The sequence below is a fragment of the Sphingomicrobium sp. XHP0239 genome, assembly GCF_039555325.1.
Classification (GTDB): Bacteria; Pseudomonadota; Alphaproteobacteria; order Sphingomonadales; family Sphingomonadaceae; genus Sphingomicrobium; species Sphingomicrobium maritimum.
In genome coordinates this window covers 1,925,819-1,945,697 of record NZ_CP154608.1, presented here as the reverse complement: position 1 = coordinate 1,945,697, position 19,879 = coordinate 1,925,819, and the positions used below count along the sequence as shown (strand labels likewise).

Annotated in this window: 18 protein-coding genes; 9 read left to right on the top strand and 9 right to left on the bottom strand. The window is 66.5% G+C overall.

Annotated features, from left to right (window positions below; all coding sequences use genetic code 11):
- Positions 1-42: 42 nt before the first annotated feature.
- A complete protein-coding gene (locus WJT74_RS09805; protein ID WP_343344250.1) occupies positions 43-888 on the bottom strand; it encodes an oxygenase MpaB family protein in 846 nt (281 codons plus the stop codon).
- 66 nt (positions 889-954) lie between these two features.
- On the bottom strand, positions 955-1,317 hold the full coding sequence (locus WJT74_RS09800; RefSeq protein WP_343344248.1) for a DUF1428 domain-containing protein: 363 nt from the start codon (positions 1,315-1,317) through the stop codon (positions 955-957).
- Between the two features lie 160 nt (positions 1,318-1,477).
- Between WJT74_RS09800 and cobS the strand changes: the two genes are divergently transcribed.
- Entirely contained in the window at positions 1,478-2,482 is a 1,005-nt protein-coding gene (gene cobS, locus WJT74_RS09795) for a cobaltochelatase subunit CobS (RefSeq protein ID WP_343344246.1), read from the top strand.
- On the opposite strand, the gene WJT74_RS09790 is transcribed toward cobS, so the two are convergent.
- Complete coding sequence (locus tag WJT74_RS09790) at positions 2,479-2,925, bottom strand: hypothetical protein (RefSeq protein WP_343344244.1); 447 nt, start codon at positions 2,923-2,925, stop codon at positions 2,479-2,481. The two genes, cobS and WJT74_RS09790, sit on opposite strands and share 4 nt — an antisense overlap.
- A 56-nt stretch (positions 2,926-2,981) precedes the next feature.
- On the opposite strand from WJT74_RS09790, the gene cobT reads away from it, so the two are divergent.
- Entirely contained in the window at positions 2,982-4,799 is a 1,818-nt protein-coding gene (gene cobT / locus WJT74_RS09785) for a cobaltochelatase subunit CobT (RefSeq protein ID WP_343344241.1), read from the top strand.
- 187 nt (positions 4,800-4,986) lie between these two features.
- A complete protein-coding gene (locus WJT74_RS09780) occupies positions 4,987-5,898 on the top strand; it encodes an esterase-like activity of phytase family protein (protein ID WP_343344239.1) in 912 nt (303 codons plus the stop codon).
- Here WJT74_RS09780 and rpmB read toward each other — a convergent pair.
- Positions 5,895-6,194: a 50S ribosomal protein L28 gene (gene rpmB, locus WJT74_RS09775; protein ID WP_343344236.1), complete on the bottom strand. Its 300-nt coding sequence runs from the start codon at positions 6,192-6,194 to the stop codon at positions 5,895-5,897. The two genes, WJT74_RS09780 and rpmB, sit on opposite strands and share 4 nt — an antisense overlap.
- A 183-nt stretch (positions 6,195-6,377) precedes the next feature.
- On the opposite strand from rpmB, the gene WJT74_RS09770 reads away from it, so the two are divergent.
- Both WJT74_RS09770 and WJT74_RS09765 read left to right on the top strand, forming a co-directional pair.
- Entirely contained in the window at positions 6,378-6,752 is a 375-nt protein-coding gene (locus tag WJT74_RS09770) for a hypothetical protein (RefSeq protein WP_343344234.1), read from the top strand.
- 66 nt (positions 6,753-6,818) lie between these two features.
- Entirely contained in the window at positions 6,819-7,277 is a 459-nt protein-coding gene (locus WJT74_RS09765) for a nucleoside deaminase (RefSeq protein ID WP_343344232.1), read from the top strand.
- A 103-nt stretch (positions 7,278-7,380) separates the two neighbouring features.
- Here WJT74_RS09765 and WJT74_RS09760 read toward each other — a convergent pair whose 3' ends face one another.
- The gene (locus tag WJT74_RS09760) at positions 7,381-8,070 is read right to left on the bottom strand and encodes an OmpA family protein (protein ID WP_343344229.1); all 690 of its coding nucleotides are present in this window, start codon (positions 8,068-8,070) and stop codon (positions 7,381-7,383) included.
- A 157-nt stretch (positions 8,071-8,227) separates the two neighbouring features.
- On the opposite strand from WJT74_RS09760, the gene WJT74_RS09755 reads away from it, so the two are divergent.
- Positions 8,228-9,559, top strand: coding sequence for a hemolysin family protein (locus tag WJT74_RS09755; protein WP_343344227.1), 1,332 nt, complete (start codon positions 8,228-8,230; stop codon positions 9,557-9,559).
- On the opposite strand, the gene WJT74_RS09750 is transcribed toward WJT74_RS09755, so the two are convergent.
- The 3 genes from WJT74_RS09750 to purD are packed head-to-tail and all read right to left on the bottom strand — an operon-like array spanning position 9,556 to position 11,845.
- The gene (locus tag WJT74_RS09750; RefSeq protein WP_343344225.1) at positions 9,556-10,065 is read right to left on the bottom strand and encodes a hypothetical protein; all 510 of its coding nucleotides are present in this window, start codon (positions 10,063-10,065) and stop codon (positions 9,556-9,558) included. The two genes, WJT74_RS09755 and WJT74_RS09750, sit on opposite strands and share 4 nt — an antisense overlap.
- A 15-nt stretch (positions 10,066-10,080) precedes the next feature.
- Positions 10,081-10,515 (bottom strand): hypothetical protein, encoded by a 435-nt coding sequence (locus tag WJT74_RS09745; protein ID WP_343344222.1) that lies wholly within the window; start codon positions 10,513-10,515, stop codon positions 10,081-10,083.
- Between the two features lie 43 nt (positions 10,516-10,558).
- Complete coding sequence (gene purD, locus WJT74_RS09740; RefSeq protein ID WP_343344219.1) at positions 10,559-11,845, bottom strand: phosphoribosylamine--glycine ligase; 1,287 nt, start codon at positions 11,843-11,845, stop codon at positions 10,559-10,561.
- Here purD and xseA point away from each other — a divergent pair.
- From xseA to WJT74_RS09725, 3 genes are all read left to right on the top strand, one after another.
- Positions 11,844-13,457, top strand: a complete 1,614-nt coding sequence (gene xseA / locus WJT74_RS09735) for an exodeoxyribonuclease VII large subunit (RefSeq protein ID WP_343344216.1) — start codon at positions 11,844-11,846, stop codon at positions 13,455-13,457. The two genes, purD and xseA, sit on opposite strands and share 2 nt — an antisense overlap.
- A 3-nt stretch (positions 13,458-13,460) precedes the next feature.
- The gene (locus WJT74_RS09730; protein WP_343344215.1) at positions 13,461-13,682 is read left to right on the top strand and encodes a DUF2093 domain-containing protein; all 222 of its coding nucleotides are present in this window, start codon (positions 13,461-13,463) and stop codon (positions 13,680-13,682) included.
- Positions 13,683-13,873: 191 nt separating this feature from the next.
- Complete coding sequence (locus tag WJT74_RS09725; RefSeq protein WP_343344213.1) at positions 13,874-17,092, top strand: TonB-dependent receptor domain-containing protein; 3,219 nt, start codon at positions 13,874-13,876, stop codon at positions 17,090-17,092.
- A gap of 157 nt (positions 17,093-17,249) precedes the next feature.
- Here the strand turns inward: WJT74_RS09725 and clpB are convergent, their stop codons facing one another.
- Complete coding sequence (gene clpB, locus WJT74_RS09720; protein WP_343344211.1) at positions 17,250-19,826, bottom strand: ATP-dependent chaperone ClpB; 2,577 nt, start codon at positions 19,824-19,826, stop codon at positions 17,250-17,252.
- Between the last annotated feature and the right edge of the window lie 53 nt (positions 19,827-19,879).

Here is a 19,879-nt window from a genome sequence, read left to right as displayed (position 1 = left end):
GGATGTTACACTGTCACATCGGAGATCAGTTTGCGCGCCAAGTCAATCCGGATTTGACGTTCGATATCCTTGGCGGAACGCCCAGCGTAGCGTGCGCGCCGCGCCAGCGGTCCCTACCCGCGCGGGCAGCGCCAACAGCGAGCGGTCGAGCCCCAGCATGTCCCGGGCGAACGGGGGCAGCAGCGCGACCGCCTCGGCCATGATCATCCGCTGGACGATTGCGGGCGTTCCGGGCGTGTTCTGCGACAGGACGAGGCGCGCGACCTCGCGTGTTTTGGCCGACGTGGCGAGGTCGGACCGCAAGTCGCGGAAGATCGCGTCGGCCTCGGCTGCGGACCGGGGCACGGGGTCGGCCCCCAGCTTGTCGGCGACCAGCGCGAACTGGTCGAAATAACGGTCCCGCTCCGCCCCGGTCAGGCGCGGGCGAACGTAGCGCTGGTAGCCCGCGAGAAAGCTCTGCGCTTCGACGACATGCACCCATGCCAGCACCCTGGGGTCGGTGGCGCGATAGGCAGCGCCGCCGGGGAGCGTACCCGCCACGCTCTGGTGGATCCGGTTGACGCGATCGACCGCCGCCTGCGCCTCGTCGCGATGGCCGAAGGTCGTGACCGCGATGAACCGCGCGGTCCGGCGCAGCCGCCCGTGCATGTCGGCGCGAAAGTCGGAATAGTCGAGCACCCCCTGCAACGCGTGCGGGTGGAGCATCTGCAACAGCAGGCCCCGTACGCCGCCCACCATCATTCCCACGATGTCCGCATGCACCAGCCGGATGGGCGTGTCCTTGGCGAACCAGGCCGCGTCCGACGGCGGGACGGGCTGCTGCCCTTCCTCGTTGAACACCCCTCGGACATGGGCGATCAATCGCTGGCGGACGAACTCGGACGGCATCGTTGCACTCTAGCGCCTGCCGCCGCCGCCGCCAGCGGGCCGAACGTCCGCCTGCAGAATTATTCCTTAATCGGCGTCGGTATCGAGCAGCGGCGCAAAACCGCCGTAGATCATCCGCTTCCCGTCGAACGGCATCCCCATGTCGTCGGGATTGTCCTTCATATGCTGTTCCATCTTGCCCCACGCCGCATCGCGCGTCGCCTTGTCGGGCCATTCGGTCCAACTGAAGACCGTCTTCTCGCCCTCCTCGGCGACGACCGCGGTGTGGAAATCGTTGGTCTCGCCCTTGGGGCAGTCGTCCTCCACCGTCTCGACGACGCGCAGCGCGCCCCACTCGCGGAACAGCGGCGCCATCTTGTGCGCCAGCGCGCGATAATCGTCCATCCGGTCGGCAGGAACGGGAATAAGGAAACCGTCGATATAAGCCATGATGATTCTCCCTGTACCGCGACTCGCCATCGTGTCGCGCCCGGCGCAGGATGCATTGGCGGCGCCGCGCTGGCGAGAGGCTTCGGCAACGCAAAACCCGCCGCCGCAGCCGAAAGTCCGCCATTGAGGCTTCGAGCTTCAGCCCCTAAGTCCATGCCCCATGAACGATCCGCTGAACGCCCCCATCGACAATCACGACGCCACCATTCTCCCCGCGCCCGATATCGAAGTCAGCGCGCGCGAGATGTTCGGCGTCGACAGCGACATGATGATTCCCGCCTTTTCGCAGGCCGACCCCCGCGTGCCCGATGCGGACCCCGCCTACGTCTTCGATCCCGACACGACGATGGCGATTCTCGCGGGCTTCGCGCACGACCGCCGCGTGATGGTCCAGGGCTATCATGGCACGGGTAAGTCGACGCACATCGAACAGGTCGCGGCGCGGCTCAAGTGGCCGCTCATCCGGATCAACCTCGACGCGCACATCAGCCGCATCGACCTCGTCGGGCGCGATGCCATCGTGCTGGAGGACGGGCAGCAGGTCACCAAGTTCAAGGAAGGGCTGCTTCCCTGGTGCCTTCAGAACCCCGTCGCGCTTGTCTTCGACGAATATGACGCCGGGCGGCCCGACGTGATGTTCGTGATCCAGCGCGTGCTGGAAACCGAGGGCAAGCTCACCCTGCTCGACCAGAATCGCGTGATCCAGCCCGATCCCGCCTTCCGCCTGTTCGCCACTACCAACACGGTCGGTCTCGGCGATACGACGGGGCTGTATCACGGCACGCAGGCGATCAATCAGGGACAGATGGACCGGTGGAACATCGTCACCACGCTGAACTATCTCCCCGCCGAGACCGAGGCGCGGATCGTGCTCGCCAAATCGGGCGAATATGACAAGCCCGAGGGGAAGAAGACGGTCGAGCGGATGATCAAGGTCGCCGACCTGTCGCGCCAGGGCTTCGTGAACGGCGACATCTCGACGGTGATGAGCCCCCGCACGGTCATCAGCTGGGCGCAGAACGCACTGATCTTCGGGGACGTCGGCTACGCCTTCCGCGTCAGTTTCCTGAACAAGTGCGACGAGGCCGAGCGTCCGATGATCGCCGAATATTACCAGCGCGTGTTCGGCGAGGATCTGCCCGAAAGCGTGGCGGCGCGGGCCTAGTCTTCGGGACTCACCCGGGGGGCGAATTCGGTCAGGAGCGCCATCGCCGCCCACACGGTGAGCGTGGGGAGCAGCCGGTCGGGCATGTCGTCGATGAACGCGCTGTCGGCGGGATCGATTTCGGCCACCCACCAGAGAAGCCCGAGTACCGTCACCATGCTGACCGCGTGCCACAGCCGCCGGTGCGAATTGGAGACCATCAGGATCATCATCACCACCGCCGCGGTCATCACCAGGATCGCGAGGTAGGAGATCATCGGTACCTCTTCGATCCCCGCGAGCGAGATTCCGATCACCGCGCCGAAAAAGATGTTCAGCGCCTGGATCGAGGCTTCGATCTCGCGGTCGGTATAGTAGCTGCTGCGGTTGATCTGGCGGTTGGCCGCGGTGCCGAGGCTGCGTATCCGAGTGGCCTCCCTGCGGGCACGGGTAAAGAAGTTCATCGTCTGTCGTCCCCCGTCGGCTTGCCATCCCGGCGCCTCGCCGCCATGTCGAGACCATGCCGCAACCCGATACCCTCGACAAGTTTCGCCGTGCGCTGACCGGCGCGGCGCGGGCGTTGGCGCGCGACGAGGCGCTGGAGATCAGTTTCGCCGAAGCGGGCCGTCCGGCGAGCGAGGGACGCGTGCCGTCCCCCGGTCCCGACCTGGCGGCGGGTCCGGTCGCCGAGGCACGGGGCGCCGCCGATGCGCTGGCGCTGAAGGCGCGGCTGCACGATCGGGCCATGCATTCCTCCCGCGCTCCGACCGATCTGGAGGCGAGGGCGATCTACGACGCGCTGGAAACCGCGCGGGTCGAGGCTCTGGGCGCTGCCGAGTTTCCGGGCGTTGCCGCCAATCTCGACGCGCATGCGACCGCGCGGGTCCGGGCCAGCGCGCTGATGCGCGCCCGCAGCGCGGAGGAGGTGCCGCTCGAGGTCGCGCTGGGGCTGATCGCGCGCGAGCGCTTGACCGGCAAGGCCCCGCCCAAGGTGGCGGAGGCGCGCGTCGACCTGGTCCGCGACACGGTCGAGGCGAAAGCGGGAAACAGTCTCGACGCATTGGCCGAGGGGGTCGAGGACCAGGCGGCCTTCGCGCAGGTCATCCGCCGAATCCTCGAGGATCTCGACTTCACGCTCGACGATGACGACGGCGAGGCGGAGGATCCCGACGAGGAGGACGAGGACAGCGATCCCGAAGGACAAGACAGCGAAGACGAAGGCGAGGAGAACGACGACGCCGGCGACGACGACGGCGATCCCGAACAACGTCCGCAGGAGGACGAGGGCGATACCGACGGCAGCGCGGAGATGGACGAGAGCGACCTGCCCGAAGACATGGGCGAGGACGCCGAACAGGGCGAAACCCCGCGGCAGGCGGGGCGCCCCGACTGGGCGCAGGCACCGAGCGAAGGCTACCGCGTCTTCACCACCGCCCACGACGAGATCGTCCATGCCGAGGAATTGTGCGACCCCGAGGAGCTCGACCGGCTGCGCACCTATCTGGACAATCAGATGGCCGGGCTGGCGGGCGTGGTCACGCGGCTCGCCAACCGTCTCCAGCGCCGGCTGATGGCGCAGCAGGCGCGCAGCTGGGCCTTCGATCAGGAAGAGGGGCTGCTGGACGCGGCGCGGCTGGCGCGCGTGGTGGTCAGCCCCACGCACAACCTTTCCTACAAGATCGAGCGCGAAACCGATTTCAAGGATACCGTCGTCAGCCTGCTGATCGACAATTCGGGGTCGATGCGCGGGCGTCCCATTTCGATCGCGGCGATCTGTGCCGACATTATGACGCGCACGCTCGAACGGTGCGGCGTGAAATCGGAGATTCTCGGATTTACCACGCGCGCTTGGAAAGGCGGCTTGTCCCGCGAGGACTGGCGCGCGGCGGGCTGTCCTCCGAACCCCGGACGGCTCAACGACCTTCGGCACATCGTCTACAAGAAAGCCGACGAACCCTATCGCCACGCGCGCCGCCCGATGGGGCTGATGATGCGCGAGGGGCTGCTCAAGGAGAATATCGACGGCGAGGCCCTCGTCTGGGCGCACCAGCGACTGATCGCACGGCCCGAGGAACGGCGCATCCTGATGGTCATTTCCGACGGCGCGCCCGTCGACGACAGCACCGGTTCGGCCAATTCGGGCACCTATCTGGAAAGCCACCTGCGGCAGGTGATCGACTGGATCGAGACCAAGTCGCCCGTCGAACTGGCGGCGATCGGGATCGGGCACGACGTCACCCGGTACTACGCGCGGGCGGTCACCATCATGGACGCCGACCAGCTGGGCGGCGCGCTGATCGAACAGCTCGCCGGGCTTTTCGACTTCGAGATGCGGTGAGATCCCCAAACAAAATGGGCCCGGCACCTCTCGGTACCGGGCCCCCCTCGTTACGCGACGCGAGGGTTTCCGTGACAAGGAAAAAAGGGGAAAAACCTTGTCGTTAAAGATACTTATAGGTGATTCGCGGTTTTTAAGGGCTGAATAATAGATGCAGCTACCGTTCACATATGCGGGGTGCGCTCTGGTGGCGTTCTTCGTCCTGGCTGCAGACCGCCAGTTGGCGCGCATTCCGGTCGACCCGGTCCCGCCGCAGGCCTTCTCGAGCGAACTCGTTCCCGTCGATCTCGACCCCGACGCGCCGCCGGGCTGGATTCTGAGTGGTGCGTGGCAACTGCGCGGGCACGACATCGCCTTTCGAGGTCTGTCGGGACTGGCATTCGACGGCGATGCTCTGGTCGCCGTATCGGACAACGGGTTGATGGTGCGCTTCTTCCCCTTCGGCTGCGAGGGGCCGAGCGAGGCGGCGGTGCGCATGATTGACCCCGACAGCCCCTATCAGGATGCCGAGGCGCTCGCGGTGCGCGGCGGTGCGGCCTTCGTCGCCTATGAAGGCACACCTATCCTGTTGCGGCAGGGGGGACAGCCGGCGCAGCGGTTCGCTTTGCCGGGCTTCGCGCGCGGCAATCGGGGTGCCGAGGCACTGTTCGACACGGGTTCGGAATTGTTCGCGATCGGGGAAGATGGGCGGCAGGCGGCGGTCTTTCGCGACGGGCGCCTCGCGCCGCGCGGCATCCGCGGGTCGGTCGACGCTCCCACGGGCGCCGCGCGTTGGCCCGGTCGCCGCGACGGCCTTCTTCTGCAGCGCGGGTTCGGGATCGGCGGGTTTCGCGCGTCCGTCTCGACGCTGTCGATCACGCCGGGCGGCGATCTTGTCGCCGGGAGACCCGCCTATCCGCTGGGCCTCAGCTGGACCGACAATGCCGAGGGGATCGCGATTCGCGAGCGGACGGGCGGTGGCCACGAAGTGTGGATCGTCACCGACGACAACGCGCGCCCGCCGCAGCGGTCGCTGCTGGTGCGCTACGATGTTCCCGAGGGAGGCTGGCCGTTCGGCGACGCCGGTGTCAACCGCCCTGTCGCCCCGTCATCCGACTAGGCGTCGGTGTCGGCGGCCTTCTTGGCCTTGGCGATTTCGCGCTTCAGCTTGGCGGCCTTGGGCGACAGCTTCTCGGCCTTGGTCTTCAGCAGCCAGTTATCGAGCCCGCCATTATGTTCGACCGAGCGCAGCCCGTTCGTCGACACGCGCATCTTCACGCGGCGATCGAGGGCCTCCGAGAGCAAGGTCACGTTCTGGAGGTTGGGCAGGAACACCCGCTTGGTCTTGTTGTTGGCGTGGCTCACATTGTTGCCCACCAGCCGGCCCTTGCCGGTCAGTTCGCAGACGCGCGACATAATCTTTTCCCATCAAGCGGTGAGGGGCCGCCCGTTCGGCAGCCCACTAAAGCGCGCTCCGTTACCTCGCGGCGTCGCGACAGTCAACCGATTCGCCCCGGAACGACCCCCTCTGGCAAAACTGTCTGAAACCCGACAGTTACCCCGACGTTGTCAAACCGACATCTTCAACGGAGACTTAATTTGCGTGCGGTTCTCGCCATCGGAATTCTGATCATCGTCGTCATCGTGGCGGCTGCGACCCTGAATCTGTTCGGACCGAGCGAGGTCGAGACCGTGGTCGATCGGCAGGTGGATCTCGACGACGTCGGCGGCAAGGGCCCGGGCTTCGACGTGGAGACCGGCAGCGTCACGCCGGGCGAGGACGAAGCGCGGGCGACTGCGGAAGAAGCCGACGGGCCCCCCACCGATACCTCGATCCGTTCCGCTAACCAGGACGATGGCACGTCGCAGCAGGAAGAAACCGCCACCGTCTCGGATGACGGGAGCGCGGGCAACGACGATGCCGTCTCTGGCCCCGCTCGACCGCGCGGTCCCGCACGGCCCGCGCAGCCCTGACGGCGCAGAGGCCCTAGCAGGTTTCCTGATCGTGACAGGGCGATGCCGGAGCGCTAGCCGCTTCCCATGAGCGTCTTTCCCCTTCCCGATCCGATGCGGCGTGCGCTAGCGCTTGCCGAGGACGCTGCCGCTCGAGGCGAGGTGCCGGTGGGGGCGGTGGTCTGCGCGCCCGATGGACACGTCGTGGGAGAGGGCATCAACCGAATGCGCACCGATGCGGATCCCACCGCCCATGCGGAAATCGTGGCGCTGCGCGCGGCGGGAAGACACCTGGAGACCTCGCGGCTCGACGATTGCACGATGTGGGTCACACTCGAGCCGTGCGCGATGTGCGCGGGCGCGATCGCCACCGCCCGCATCGGCCGTCTCCACTTCGCCGCTTCCGATCCCAAAGGCGGCGCGGTGCTTCATGGCCCGCGCGTTTTCGGGCAGCCGACCTGCCACCACCGCCCTCAGGTCGATGCCGGGCTCGGCGAGGATCAGGCCGCCGAGTTGCTGCGCACCTTCTTTCGCGACCGTCGCTAGCGGCCGACGCCCCGCTCCGGGGGTCGCCGACCGTACCTACAAAAAAAACGCCCCCGGCATCGCTGCCGAGGGCGCTTCGTTTCTAGACAGTGCAGGCCGAGGCTTAGTAGCCGGCTTCCTGCAGGTCGTTCTGCGTGACCGGAACGACCTTGATTTCCACGCGGCGGTTCTGCGCACGGCCCTCGGTCGTTTCGTTGGACGCGATCGGCTGCATCTCGCCATAGCCGCGGGTCGCGATCCGGGCGCCGTTGACGCCGCGGCTCGACAGATACTGCGAGACCGCATTGGCACGACGTTCGGACAGCGCCTGATTGTAGCTGTCGGAACCCGTGCTGTCGGTGTGGCCGAGCACATCGATGTAGGTCGAATCGTAGGTCGCCATCGTCTGCGCCAACTGGTCCAGCGTGGCCTGGAAGCCGGGCTGGATCGTGGAGCTGTCGACGGGGAAGGTGACGTTCGACGGCATGCGGACGATCAGTTCGTCGCCATCGCGGATGACGTCGACGCCGGTGCCTTCGGTGGCGCGGCGCATTTCTTCCTGTTGCCGGTCCATGTAGGCGCCGACCGCACCGCCGGCGACCGCGCCGACGCCCGCGCCGATGATCCGCGCGGTCCGGTCATTGCGTCCGCCCAGAATGTCGCCGAGCAGATAGCCGAGCACGCCGCCCGCACCCGCGCCGACGATGCCTTCGGTGGAATTGATGTTGTCGCCGGTGATCCCGGTGGCGCAACCGGTGGTTCCGAACGCCGCGACCACCGCGATGGCCGTCATTTTTTTCTTCAGGTTCGTCATGGGGTTAATCCCTTCCTTATCTTAAACTGTCGGCCATCAAAGTCGTGTGGGCCGCCGAAGTTCCACGACGCGTCCTGCGCGCTCGTTCCGGAACCGCAACTGAACGCATTCTCTTGTCGTGTGGGCGCAAAGCGTTCAAAGGCTGGGGTTCGGATCCATGACCCTAACCCCCTTTCCCATCTTCGATGTCTTCATCCTCATGGGCCTCGTCATGCTCAACGGCGTGCTGGCGATGAGCGAACTGGCGATCGTATCGTCGCGCCCGGCGCGGCTGCGCGGGCTGGCGGAAAACGGGTCGAAGGGCGCCGCCGCCGCCGTAGCGCTCGTCGGCGAGCCAGGACGTTTCCTGTCTACCGTGCAGATCGGCATCACGCTCATCGGTATCGGCGCGGGCGCCTATTCGGGCGCCACCTTCGGTTCCCCCGTGGCCGAGCGGATCCAGCTTCTGGGCGTGGGGAGCGAGACGGCGGAGACCCTGGGCTTCGGCCTCGTCATCGTGCTGGTCACCTACGTCAATCTCGTCATCGGCGAACTGGTCCCCAAGCAACTGGCGCTTCGGAACCCCGAACCCGTCGCGGTCGTGCTCGCGCGGCCGATGCAGTTCCTGTCACGGCTGACCGCGCCGCTCGTCTGGGTGCTCGACAAGACGAGCGCGCTGATCTTCCGCCTGTTCCGGATGAATCGCGAAAGCGACAGCGCGGTCACGGCGGAGGAGCTGCACATGGTCGTTGCCGAGGCGCAGTCGGCGGGCGTGCTCGAGGAATCCGAACGCGCCATCATTTCCTCGGTCGTGCGACTGGCCGACCGCCCGGTGCGCGAGATCATGACTCCGCGCACCGAGATCGACTGGTTCGAGGCCGACGCGACCCCGGCGGACATCCGCGCCGACCTCGAGAAGACGCCGCACAGCCGCCTTCCGGTAGCGCGCGGATCGGTCGACGAGATCATCGGGATCGTCTCGGCGCGCGACCTGCTCGACGCCATGCTCGACGGGCGCCCGCTCGATCTGACCGCGCTCGCGCGTCCGGCGCCGATCATCCCCGATCTCATGGACGCGATGGACGCATTGAACGTGCTGCGCGAGGCCGAGGTGCCGCTCGCGCTCGTCCACGACGAATATGGCCATCTCGACGGCATTGTGACGCCGGGATCGATCCTCACCGCGCTGGCGGGGACCTTCGCCAACGACGAGGACGAGCCCGAGCCGATCAAGAAGCGCGAGGCGGGCGGCTTCTTCGTGGAGGGCGCGGCCAACGTCGAGACGCTGTCGAACCACCTCAACCTGAAGATCGAGGACGATCGCGATTTCTCGACCGCCGCAGGCCTCGCGCTCGCGGTGCTGCGGCGCCTGCCGGTGGAGGGCGAGAAGTTCGCCTTTCAGGGCTGGGTGTTCGAAGTCGTCGATATGGACGGGCATAAGATCGACAAGCTGATCGCCCGCCCCGCCAAGAAGAAGCGCCGCAAGCCGACGCCGGTCGATCGCGACTAGGACAGCTTGCCGAACTTGGCCTCGTAGCCGTCGGTATCGCCGCGGGCGAGATAACCCGCCTGCTCGATGACCTTGTCGCGCTGGAGCCGGCCCTTGAAGCCGCCGAGCTTGTCGTCGATCGCCGCCAGCTGGCCGGGCGTCAGCGCGGCGATCTGGTCGTATCGAACGATCCCCATGCCGTTGAGCATGCTCGCCAACTTGGGGCCGACACCTTTCAACCGCTTCAGATTGTCGGGTTCGCCGGTCGCGCCGGGCAGTTCCTCGTGAACCTCGGCCTGCATGAACTGGCCCAGTTCGTCGGTCAGTCCGGCCGCGCCCGCGTCGACGACCGTATCGCCTTCCTCGCTGCGACCGTCATCGATCCCCGCCATGTGCGGACGCGTGGGTGCCTCGTCCTGCGACAGGCGCACCGACTGCTTGGGACGGAAGATCAGGAAGGCGGCGATCAGGCCGATCACGAGCGCGACGACGATCACGGGCCAGTAGAGTTCGAGCAATTCTTGCATGGTGGATCCTGGAAACTAGAGGTTGAAGCGGTCGGGCCGCCGGCGGCGCCCGAACAGGAAGAAGCCGATCAGCAGGCCGAAGCCGAACGCGGCCAGCCCGGCCAGTTCGACCTCCACGATCATCGGCAGAAGGGGCGTTCCCCGGACGGGCCGCCCGTCCTCGCTGAGCCATTGCACGTCATCCACCGAATCCAGTCCGGTGAAGATCCGCGCCAGCTCCTCGCGCTGGAAATCGTTGGCTTCGCCCGCCAGCCACAGGCGGCGGGTCAGCGGTTCGCGTTCGAGGAACGGGGTGATGTCGCGCATCTCGTAATAATCGAGGTTCGCCCGCACCAGCTGCTCGGTCTCGGCGGTATAGCGCGCGGCGGCGCGGCCGATTGGCCCGTGCCATAGGGCGGAGACCAGGACGACCAGCACGACGCTGATGAGAAGGACGAAACGGGCTTTCATGGCATGCGGTTCTGGCATGGAGACACCGGCTTGTCGACGGCGCCTATTCCTCCTCGTCCCCCGCGCCCGTGACGCGCATGCGATCGAGCTCGCGCCAGCCGATGTCGCCGCGATAGAAGCCGTCGGAGAAGTCGATCGCGTCGGCGGCGCGATAGGCCGCGACGCGCGCATCGGCGATGGTCGCGCCCGCCGCGGTCACGCCCAGCACGCGCCCGCCGCTCGCGATCAGTTCGCCGTCTTCGCGCCGGGCCGTGCCCGCCTGGAAGACGATCGCGCTGTCCTTTTCGGCTTCCTCGAGGCCGCCGATCCACCCGCCCTTGCGCGCCTCGCCGGGGTAACCCTTGGCGCAATAGACGATCGTCATCACGCTCGCCTGCTCCAGCCCCAGCGGATCAGCGGCGGCCAGCCCGCCCTTGGCGACCGCATAAAGCGTCTCGCCGAGGTCGCCCGCGATGCGCGGCATGATCGCCTGGCATTCGGGATCGCCGAAACGGACGTTATATTCGATCAGCTTGGGGCCCTCGTCGGTCAGCATCAGCCCTGCATAGAGGACGCCGCGAAAGGGCGTGCCGCGTGCGACCAGCGCATCGGCGGTCGGCTGAACGATCTCCTCCAGCGAGCGGACGATCAGCGCCTCGGTCAGGATCGGCGCGGGGCTGTAGGCCCCCATGCCGCCGGTGTTGGGACCCTTGTCGCCCTCGCCCACGCGCTTGTGGTCCTGCGCGCTGGCGAGAAAACGGACCGTCGATCCGTCGACCAGCGCGAACAGGCTCGCCTCCTCGCCCGCCAGAAATTCCTCGATCACCAGCGGCGCGTCGCCCGCCTCGCGCACCGCCGCTTCCGCATCCTCGCGGGTGAAGGCGACCGTGACGCCCTTGCCGCCCGCCAGCCCGTCTGCCTTGACCACGACCGGCAGCCCGAACGCCTCGAGCGCCGCCAGCCCCGCGTCGACGCCTTCCGTTTCGCGATAGGCGGCGGTCGGAATGTTCGCCTCGTCGCACAGCCGCTTGGTGAAGCCCTTGGAGCCTTCCAGTTGCGCGGGCGCGGCGTCCGGTCCGAAACAGGCGATGCCATCTTCGCGCAGCCGATCGCCGATGCCGTTCACCAGTGGCGCTTCCGGCCCCACGACCACCAGGTCGGCCGCGACCTCTTTCGCCAGCGCGAGGATCGCGTCATTGTCCCCGAGGTCGATGGCGTGGAGCGCATCGGCCCACCGCTCCATCCCCGGATTGCCGGGCGCGACATCGAGCCGATCGCAGCTCGGACATTGCGAAAGTCGCCATGCCAGCGCATCCTCGCGCCCGCCCGAACCCAGCAACAGGATATTCATGACGTCCCCCGATGAACCAACTTCCTCGCTGTTAGCGAGCCAGGGCCCGGGCGACAATGCGCCCGCACAAAGCGTCAGCGAATTGTCGGGCGCGCTCAAGCGGACGGTCGAGGACCGTTTCGGCCACGTTCGCGTGCGCGGCGAGATTTCCGGTTGGAAGCGCGCGGCATCGGGCCATTGCTATTTCACGCTGAAGGACGACCGCGCCTGTATCGACAGCGTGCTGTGGAAGGGCAGTGCCGGACGCCTCGCCTTCCGCCCCGAGGACGGGGCCGAGGTGATCGCGAGCGGTAAGCTGACCACCTATCCCGGGCGCTCCAAATATCAGGTCGTCGTCGAGACGCTCGAACTGGCGGGCGAAGGGGCGCTGATGGCGCTGCTCGAGAAGCGCCGCAAGGCGATGGCCGCGGAAGGCCTGTTCGATCCGACGCGCAAGCGCGCCCTGCCATTCCTGCCCCGCGTCATCGGTGTGGTGACCAGCCCGACGGGCGCGGTGATCCGCGACATCCTTCACCGGCTGGAAGACCGCTGCCCCACCCATGTCATCGTCTGGCCCGTCCAGGTGCAAGGCGAGAGCGCGGCGGGGCAGGTGGCCGAGGCGATCGCGGGTTTCGATGCGCTTGCGCCCGGCGGTGCGGTGCCGCGACCCGATCTCCTCATCGTCGCGCGCGGGGGCGGGTCGATCGAGGATCTGTGGGCGTTCAACGAGGATATCGTCGTGCGCGCCGCCGCCGCCTGTTCGATCCCGCTCATCAGTGCGGTGGGGCACGAAACCGATACCACGCTGATCGACCATGTCGCCGACCGCCGCGCCCCGACCCCGACCGCGGCCGCCGAAATGGCGGTGCCGGTGCTGGCCGAGTTGCGCACCGCGCTTGCCGAGCGGGGGCGGCGCCTCTCCGACCGGATGCGTGCCGCGCTGCAACAGCGCGACGAACGACTGGCTACGCTGTCCGAACGGCTCCCCACGCCCCAGCGCCTGCTCGAACGGATCGAGCGGCGCTTTGGCGAGGCGGCGCGCGATCTCGGTCGCGGGCTGCGCGAACGCGCGCAGGTGGCCGAGAACGGGCTGACGCGCATCGCTGCCCGCCTGTCGCCCCGACCGCTCGTGCAGCGCGTCGACCGGGGCAGGGCGGACCTCGCTCTGCTCGCCGGCCGCTCGGGCCAGGCATTGAGCCGGCAGGCGGCGCAGGCGGACGAGCGGCTCGATACCCTTTCCCAGCGGCACGCGCGCGGGGGTGCGGCGGTCCTCGCGGCGGCCCGCGCGGACCTCGCGCCGGTCGCAGCCCGTCTCGACCCCGCCCGGATGCGCCGCCGCGTCGACGAGGCGCAGGCCCGGCTCGATGCCGCATGGGGCATGGCGCTCCTCGCCAATCCCGAGCGCATCCTCGAGAAAGGCTATGCCATGGTCACCGTCGACGGTCGGGCGATCACCTCGGCCGCCGCCGCCGCGACCCATGCCCGCCTCGACCTCACGTTCGCCGATGGCAACATCGAAGTACATCGCGATCCGCCCCGTCCCGCCGCCCGTGTTGCGAAGCGACGCGCTGCCTCCTATCTCGGCGATCGACAGGGCGACCTGTTCGATGAGGCCGGCGATGACGGAGAATAAGGCATGTTGATGGGCGGCAGCGGACGCGAGGCGAAAGTGCATTATGGCGATGCGACCTTCCGCCTGATCGCGCACGGCGACCATGTGCGGTGCGCCGTCACCGGCACTCCGATCCCGCTGGCCGAGCTAAAATATTGGTCGGTCGAGCGGCAGGAGCCGTACGTCGACGCCGCCGCCAGTCTTGCCGCGGAACAGCGCGCGCGCGGCGGAAACGCGAGTCTTTAGCCATAAATTAACGGAACACACCCCTGTGCCGTAAAAGTCACAGGTCCGTCACAAAGACGTCGTTATCGCCCTTCCGACATTGAATCGTTTCGCCTCCCTGACGTAAACGCCGCCCCATGTCGTCTTGCCTACACTGCAAGATGCATGGGTTTACCGGCCGTTCGCATTGCGGTCATACCAAGGGGAAAACAATGAAGCGTATTTCGAAGAAGGCGCTGCTTACCGGGACGATTATGGGCGCAGCCCTGATCGCCATGCCGGCGCAGGCGCAGGTCGCCGATCCGGATCCCGATGAGGATGAAGTCCTGATCAACGACGATCCCTCGCCGACGGGCGAACAGCCCGACAGCCAGATCGTCATCACCGGTACGCGTCTGCGCGCCAACCCCAACCTTCAGGCCGCCAGCCCGGTCCTGTCGGTGTCGGACGAAATCATCGACAGCCGCGCCGTCACGCGCATCGAAGATCTCACCAACCAGCTTCCGCAGGTCTTCGCCGGCCAGGCGGGTGAAGTCTCGAACGGCGCTTCGGGCACCGCGACGCTCAACCTTCGCGGTCTCGGTTCGGTTCGCACGCTCGTCCTGATCGACGGTCGTCGCCTTCCCTACGGTTCGTCGGCGATCACCTCGGCCAACCTCGACCTCATCCCGACGCAGCTCGTCGAGCAGGTCGACATCCTCACCGGCGGCGCCTCGGCGGTGTACGGTTCGGACGCGGTCGGCGGTGTGGCCAACTTCATCCTCAAGCGCGATTTCGAAGGCATCGAGATCGACGTTCTTGGCGGCATCAACCAGAACGAGAACGAGTGGGACGAAATCGCCGAAGTGCTGACGCGCTCGAACGTTCCGGTTCCCGGCAACAGCTGGGACGGCGAGGAATATGCCATCACCGGCATCATCGGCGTCAATACGCCGAACGGTCGCGGCAACGTCACGCTCTACGGTTCGTATGAAAACCGTTCGGCCATCACGCAGGACAACCGCGTCTTCTCGGCCTGTACGCTGAGCTCGAACGCCGACGACGACATCACCTGTGCCGGTTCGGGCAACTTCCGCCTGTTCGGCAGCGTGGGGTCGATCGTTCCGCCGAACCCGAATGGGTCGAACCGTCAGTTCTTCTTCCTTCAGGAAGACGGCACGTTCGTGAATTATGTCGCTGGTCCGGCGCAGACCTTCAACTTCGGTCCGCTGAACTACTTCCAGCGTCCGTCCGAGCGTTATCAGATCTACGCTCGCGGTCACTATGACATCGCCGACGACATTGAAGTCTTCGCCGATCTCAGCTACACCGATAACGTGTCGGACGCGCAGATCGCGCAGTCGGCTTCGTTCGGCGTCTATTCGATCAACTGCGACAACCCGTTCCTGACGGGTCCGATCCAGAACTCCGATCTGACGATCGCGGCTGCCTACGGTTGTACGGCCGCCGACATTGAGAACGGCGTGATCAAGGACAACGTCACCGCGGCCTACCGCAACATCGAAGGCGGCCCGCGTAACTCGCGTCTCGAGAACAGCGCCTTCCGCATGGTCGGCGGCGTTCGTGGCTCGTTCGCGAGCTACTGGGACTTCGAGCTGTTCGGCCAGTATGCCGAGACCAGCGACACGTCGATCTCCACGAACGACATCGTCCGCTCGAACCTGCAGCAGGCGTTCCTCGTCACCACCGATGACGACGGCAACCCCGTCTGTATCGACCCGACGGGCGGCTGCGTTCCCTACAACCCGTTCCAGCGTCCGGGCGGCAACACCGCCATCACGCAGGAGCAGGCCAACTTCCTGACGGGTGTCGGCATCGTCGTGGGTGAGACCACCCAGACGGTCGTCGGCGGCAACCTCCAGGCCGATCTCGGCAACTACGGTATCCGTTCGCCGCTCTCGAGCGAGGGCATCGCCTTCCTCGTCGGTGCCGAATATCGCGAGGACATGCTGGAATCGCGTCCGGACGAAATCAGCCAGATCCCGGGCGGCGGCTTCACCGGTGTCGGCGGGGCCACCCTGCCGGTCGCAGGTGCGGTCGAAGTCGGCGAATTCTTCGGCGAACTTCAGGTCCCGCTGATCACGGACGTGACCGGGTTCGACGAACTCGTCCTGACGGGCCAGTATCGCTACTCGGATTACACCGCGGACGGTAACGGCATCACGACCGGCTTCACCACCGATGCGTACGGCGCCCAGCTCAGCTGGATCCCGTTCGACGGTATCAAGCTGCGTGGTCAGTATCAGCGCTCGGTGCGTGCACCGAACGTGATCGAGCTGTTCACCGGTCAGGACACGGGTCTTCCGAACCTCGCCCTGGGCGACAACGGCTTCTACGATCCGTGCGCCGGACCCAACCCGGCCGCTTCGGCCGCCGCCTGCGCCAACACCGGCGTGACGGCTGCCCAGTACGGCAATATCGTGGACGTCATCTCGGGCCAGACGCAGGGCATCTTCGGGGGTAACCCGAACCTGCAGCCGGAAACGTCGGACACCTACACCATCGGTGCGGTTCTCACCCCCGGCGGGTTCCTCAGCGGCCTGACCCTGAGCGTCGATTACTTCAACATCGAGGTTCAGGACTTCATCGCTGCGGGCATCGGCGCCCAGACCACGCTCGACCAGTGCATTGCCACCGGCGACGATGCGTTCTGCGATCTGATCACCCGTAACAATGACGGTTCGCTCATCTCGGGTCGTCCGGGCACCGGCTTCCTGTTGACCAACATCAACATCGCCGACCTGACCACGGATGGTCTGGATCTTCAGGCGGGTCTCGACTTCGATACGCTGGGCCTCGACTTCCTGCGTCTCGACTATGCCGCGACCTACCTGTTCGGTCTCGACTACGTTCCGTTCCCGGGTGGTCCGAACATCCAGTGCGTCGATCGCCTGAACAACGACTGTGTCGCGGCGGTGAACCCGTCCTACCGCCACATCGCCACGCTGGGCTTCGACCTCTTCGATGCGCTCGACCTCAATGCCACGTGGCGCTACTTCAGCGGCACGGGCAACGAGCCGGACGAGCCGTTCCTGGTCGACAACGACTTCGGTGACGTCAACTACCTCGATCTCTCGTTCAACCTCGACGCGTTCGACGGTTTCGAGCTTCGCGGTGGCGTTCTGAACGTGCTGAACGAGCGTCCGCCGCTCAGCACCTCGTCGGGTCCGCCCACGGGTAACGGCAACACCTATCCGGTGATCTACGACATCGGTCGCTTCCTCTTCCTCGGTGCGAAGGTGAACCTCGGCGTTCGGGACGAATATATCGCTCCGGCCCCGGTGGTTCGCGAAGTCGTCCGCGAAGTCGAAACGGCTCCGGCGACGATCACCTGCCCCGACGGTTACGTGGCGCTGGCCAGCCAGGGATGCCCTTCGGCTCCCCCGCCGCCGCCGCCCCCGCCGCCTGCCCCGCGTCCCGAACGCGGCTAAGGCCAAGGGCTTCGACAACAAGAGAGGGGTCGGTCTTCGGACCGGCCCCTTTTTTGTGTCACGCGCAAAGGACCTGCGGCCTCCGACCGACGACGCGAAAAAGGGCGACCCGCGCGGACGGGCCGCCCTTTTCGTCTGTTCCGAAGTCTCGTTCGTATCAGGCAGGGGTCAAAACCAGTTCGCCGTCGCCCTCCTCGACCTTCACCGTCATTCCGTCGCGGACGCGCCCGGCGAGGATCTCGTCGGCCAGCGGGTCCTGCACGTATTTCTGAACCGCGCGTTTGAGCGGGCGGGCGCCATAGACCGGATCGTACCCGACCCGCCCCAGCCACGCCCGCGCCCCGTCGGTCAGGTCGAGCGCGATCTTCTTGTCCTCGAGGAGGCGTTGCAGCCGTTTCAGCTGGATTTCGACGATCGGCCCCATGTGACCCTGGCTCAACCGGTGGAACAGGATGATCTCGTCCAGCCGATTGAGGAATTCGGGGCGGAAATGCCCGCGCACCACTTCCATGACCTGATCCTCGACCACCTTGGGGTCGGCATCCTCGCCCTGGCTCGCCAGATACTGACTGCCGAGATTGGAGGTGAGAATGATGATCGTGTTGGTGAAATCGACCGTTCGACCCTGCCCGTCGGTAAGGCGCCCGTCGTCGAGAACCTGCAGCAGCAGGTTGAACACGTCGGCATGCGCCTTCTCGACCTCGTCGAACAGGACGACCTGGTAGGGGCGCCGGCGCACCGCTTCGGTGAGCTTGCCGCCTTCCTCGTACCCGACATAGCCGGGCGGGGCGCCGACCAGCCGCGCGACCGAATGCTTCTCCATGAACTCGCTCATGTCGATCCGCACCATCGCGCCCGGATCGTCGAACAGGAATTCGGCGAGCGCCTTCGTCAATTCGGTCTTGCCGACACCGGTCGGGCCGAGGAACAGGAAGCTGCCGAGCGGCCGCCCCGGATCCTGGAGCCCCGCGCGGCTGCGGCGCACGGCAGTCGAGACGGCTTTCACCGCCTCGGCCTGTCCGATGACGCGGCGCCCGAGCAATTCTTCCATCTGCAGCAGCTTCTCGCGCTCGCCTTCCATCATCTTCTCGACCGGGACGCCGGTCCAGCGCGATACGACCGAGGCGATATCCTCGTCGGTCACTTCCTCCCGCAGCATCGCGCCCTCGGTCGCCTTGCCGGCTTCCTCGAGCTTCTTCTCGAGGTCGGGAATACGCCCGTATTGCAGCTCGCCCGCCTTGGCGAGGTCGCCCGATCGCTGCGCCTGTTCCAGCTCGATCCGCGCGGCGTCGAGATCCGCCTTGAGATCGCCTTCGGCGTCGATCTTCTCCTTCTCGGCCTGCCAGCGCTGGGTCAGCTCGCCCGACTGCTCCTCGAGGTCCGCCAGTTCCTTCTCGAGCCGCTCGAGCCGCTCCTTGGACCCCGCATCGCTCTCCTTGGACAGCGCCTCGCGCTCGATCTTCAGCTGGATGATCCGGCGGTCGAGCGCCTCGATCTCTTCGGGCTTGCTCTCGACCTCCATACGGATGCGGCTCGCCGCCTCGTCCATCAGGTCGATCGCCTTGTCGGGCAGGAAGCGGTCGGTGATGTAGCGGTTGGACAGCGTCGCGGCCGCTACCAGCGCCGCATCGGTGATGCGTACGCCGTGGTGAAGCTCGTATTTCTCCTTCAGACCGCGCAGGATCGAGATGGTGTCGGGCACCGTCGGCTCTTCGATCATCACGGGCTGGAATCGCCGCTCAAGCGCCGCGTCCTTTTCGACATAGGTGCGATATTCGTCGAGCGTCGTGGCGCCGATGACATGCAGTTCGCCGCGCGACAATGCGGGCTTCAGCAGGTTGCCGGCGTCCATCGCGCCATCGGTCTTCCCAGCGCCCACCAGCTGGTGCATCTCGTCGATGAACAGGACGATCTGGCCGTCCGAAGATTTGACCTCGTCGATCACGCCCTTCAGCCGTTCCTCGAACTCGCCGCGATATTTCGCACCCGCGATCAGCGCACCCATGTCGAGCGACACGAGCGTGCGGTCCTTCAGCCCGTCGGGAACGTCGCCATTGGCGATGCGCAGCGCCAGCCCCTCGGCGATCGCGGTCTTGCCGACGCCGGGCTCGCCGATCAGCACGGGATTGTTCTTGGTCCGCCGCGCCAGCACCTGGACCGTGCGGCGAATTTCCTCGTCCCGCCCGATGACCGGGTCGAGCTTGCCGGCCCGCGCCTTCTCGGTCAGGTCGACGGCATATTTCTTGAGCGCGTCGTAGCGGTCCTCGGCGTTCTGCGTGTCCGCCGTGCGCCCGCCGCGCAGGTCCTCGATCGCCTGATTGAGCTTCTGTGGGGACAGACCCGCCTGCTTCAACGCCTCGGCGACATCGTCCCTGCCCATCGTCGCGGCGAGCAGCAACCGTTCGACGGTGACGTAGCTGTCCCCGGCCTTTTCCGCGATCTCCTGCGCGCGGTCGAGCAGGCGCATCGTGTTACCGTCGACGCCGGGCGCCTGGCTCGCACCGCCGCCCGTGACGCTGGGCTCCTTGGCGACCAGCGTGTCGATATTGGCGCGCGCCGTCTTCGCGTCGCCGCCCGCCTTGGCGATCAGCCCCGCGGCCATACCCTGCTCGTCGTCGAGCAATGCCTTCGTCAGATGCACGGGCGTGATCCGCTGATGATTCTCGCGCACCGCGATGGTCTGCGCCGCCTGCAGGAAGCCGCGCGCCCGTTCGGTCAGTTTCTCCAAATCCATGTCAGCCCCTCCAAGAGTCTCGATATCCCGCGCAATATGGTGTGACAATCATG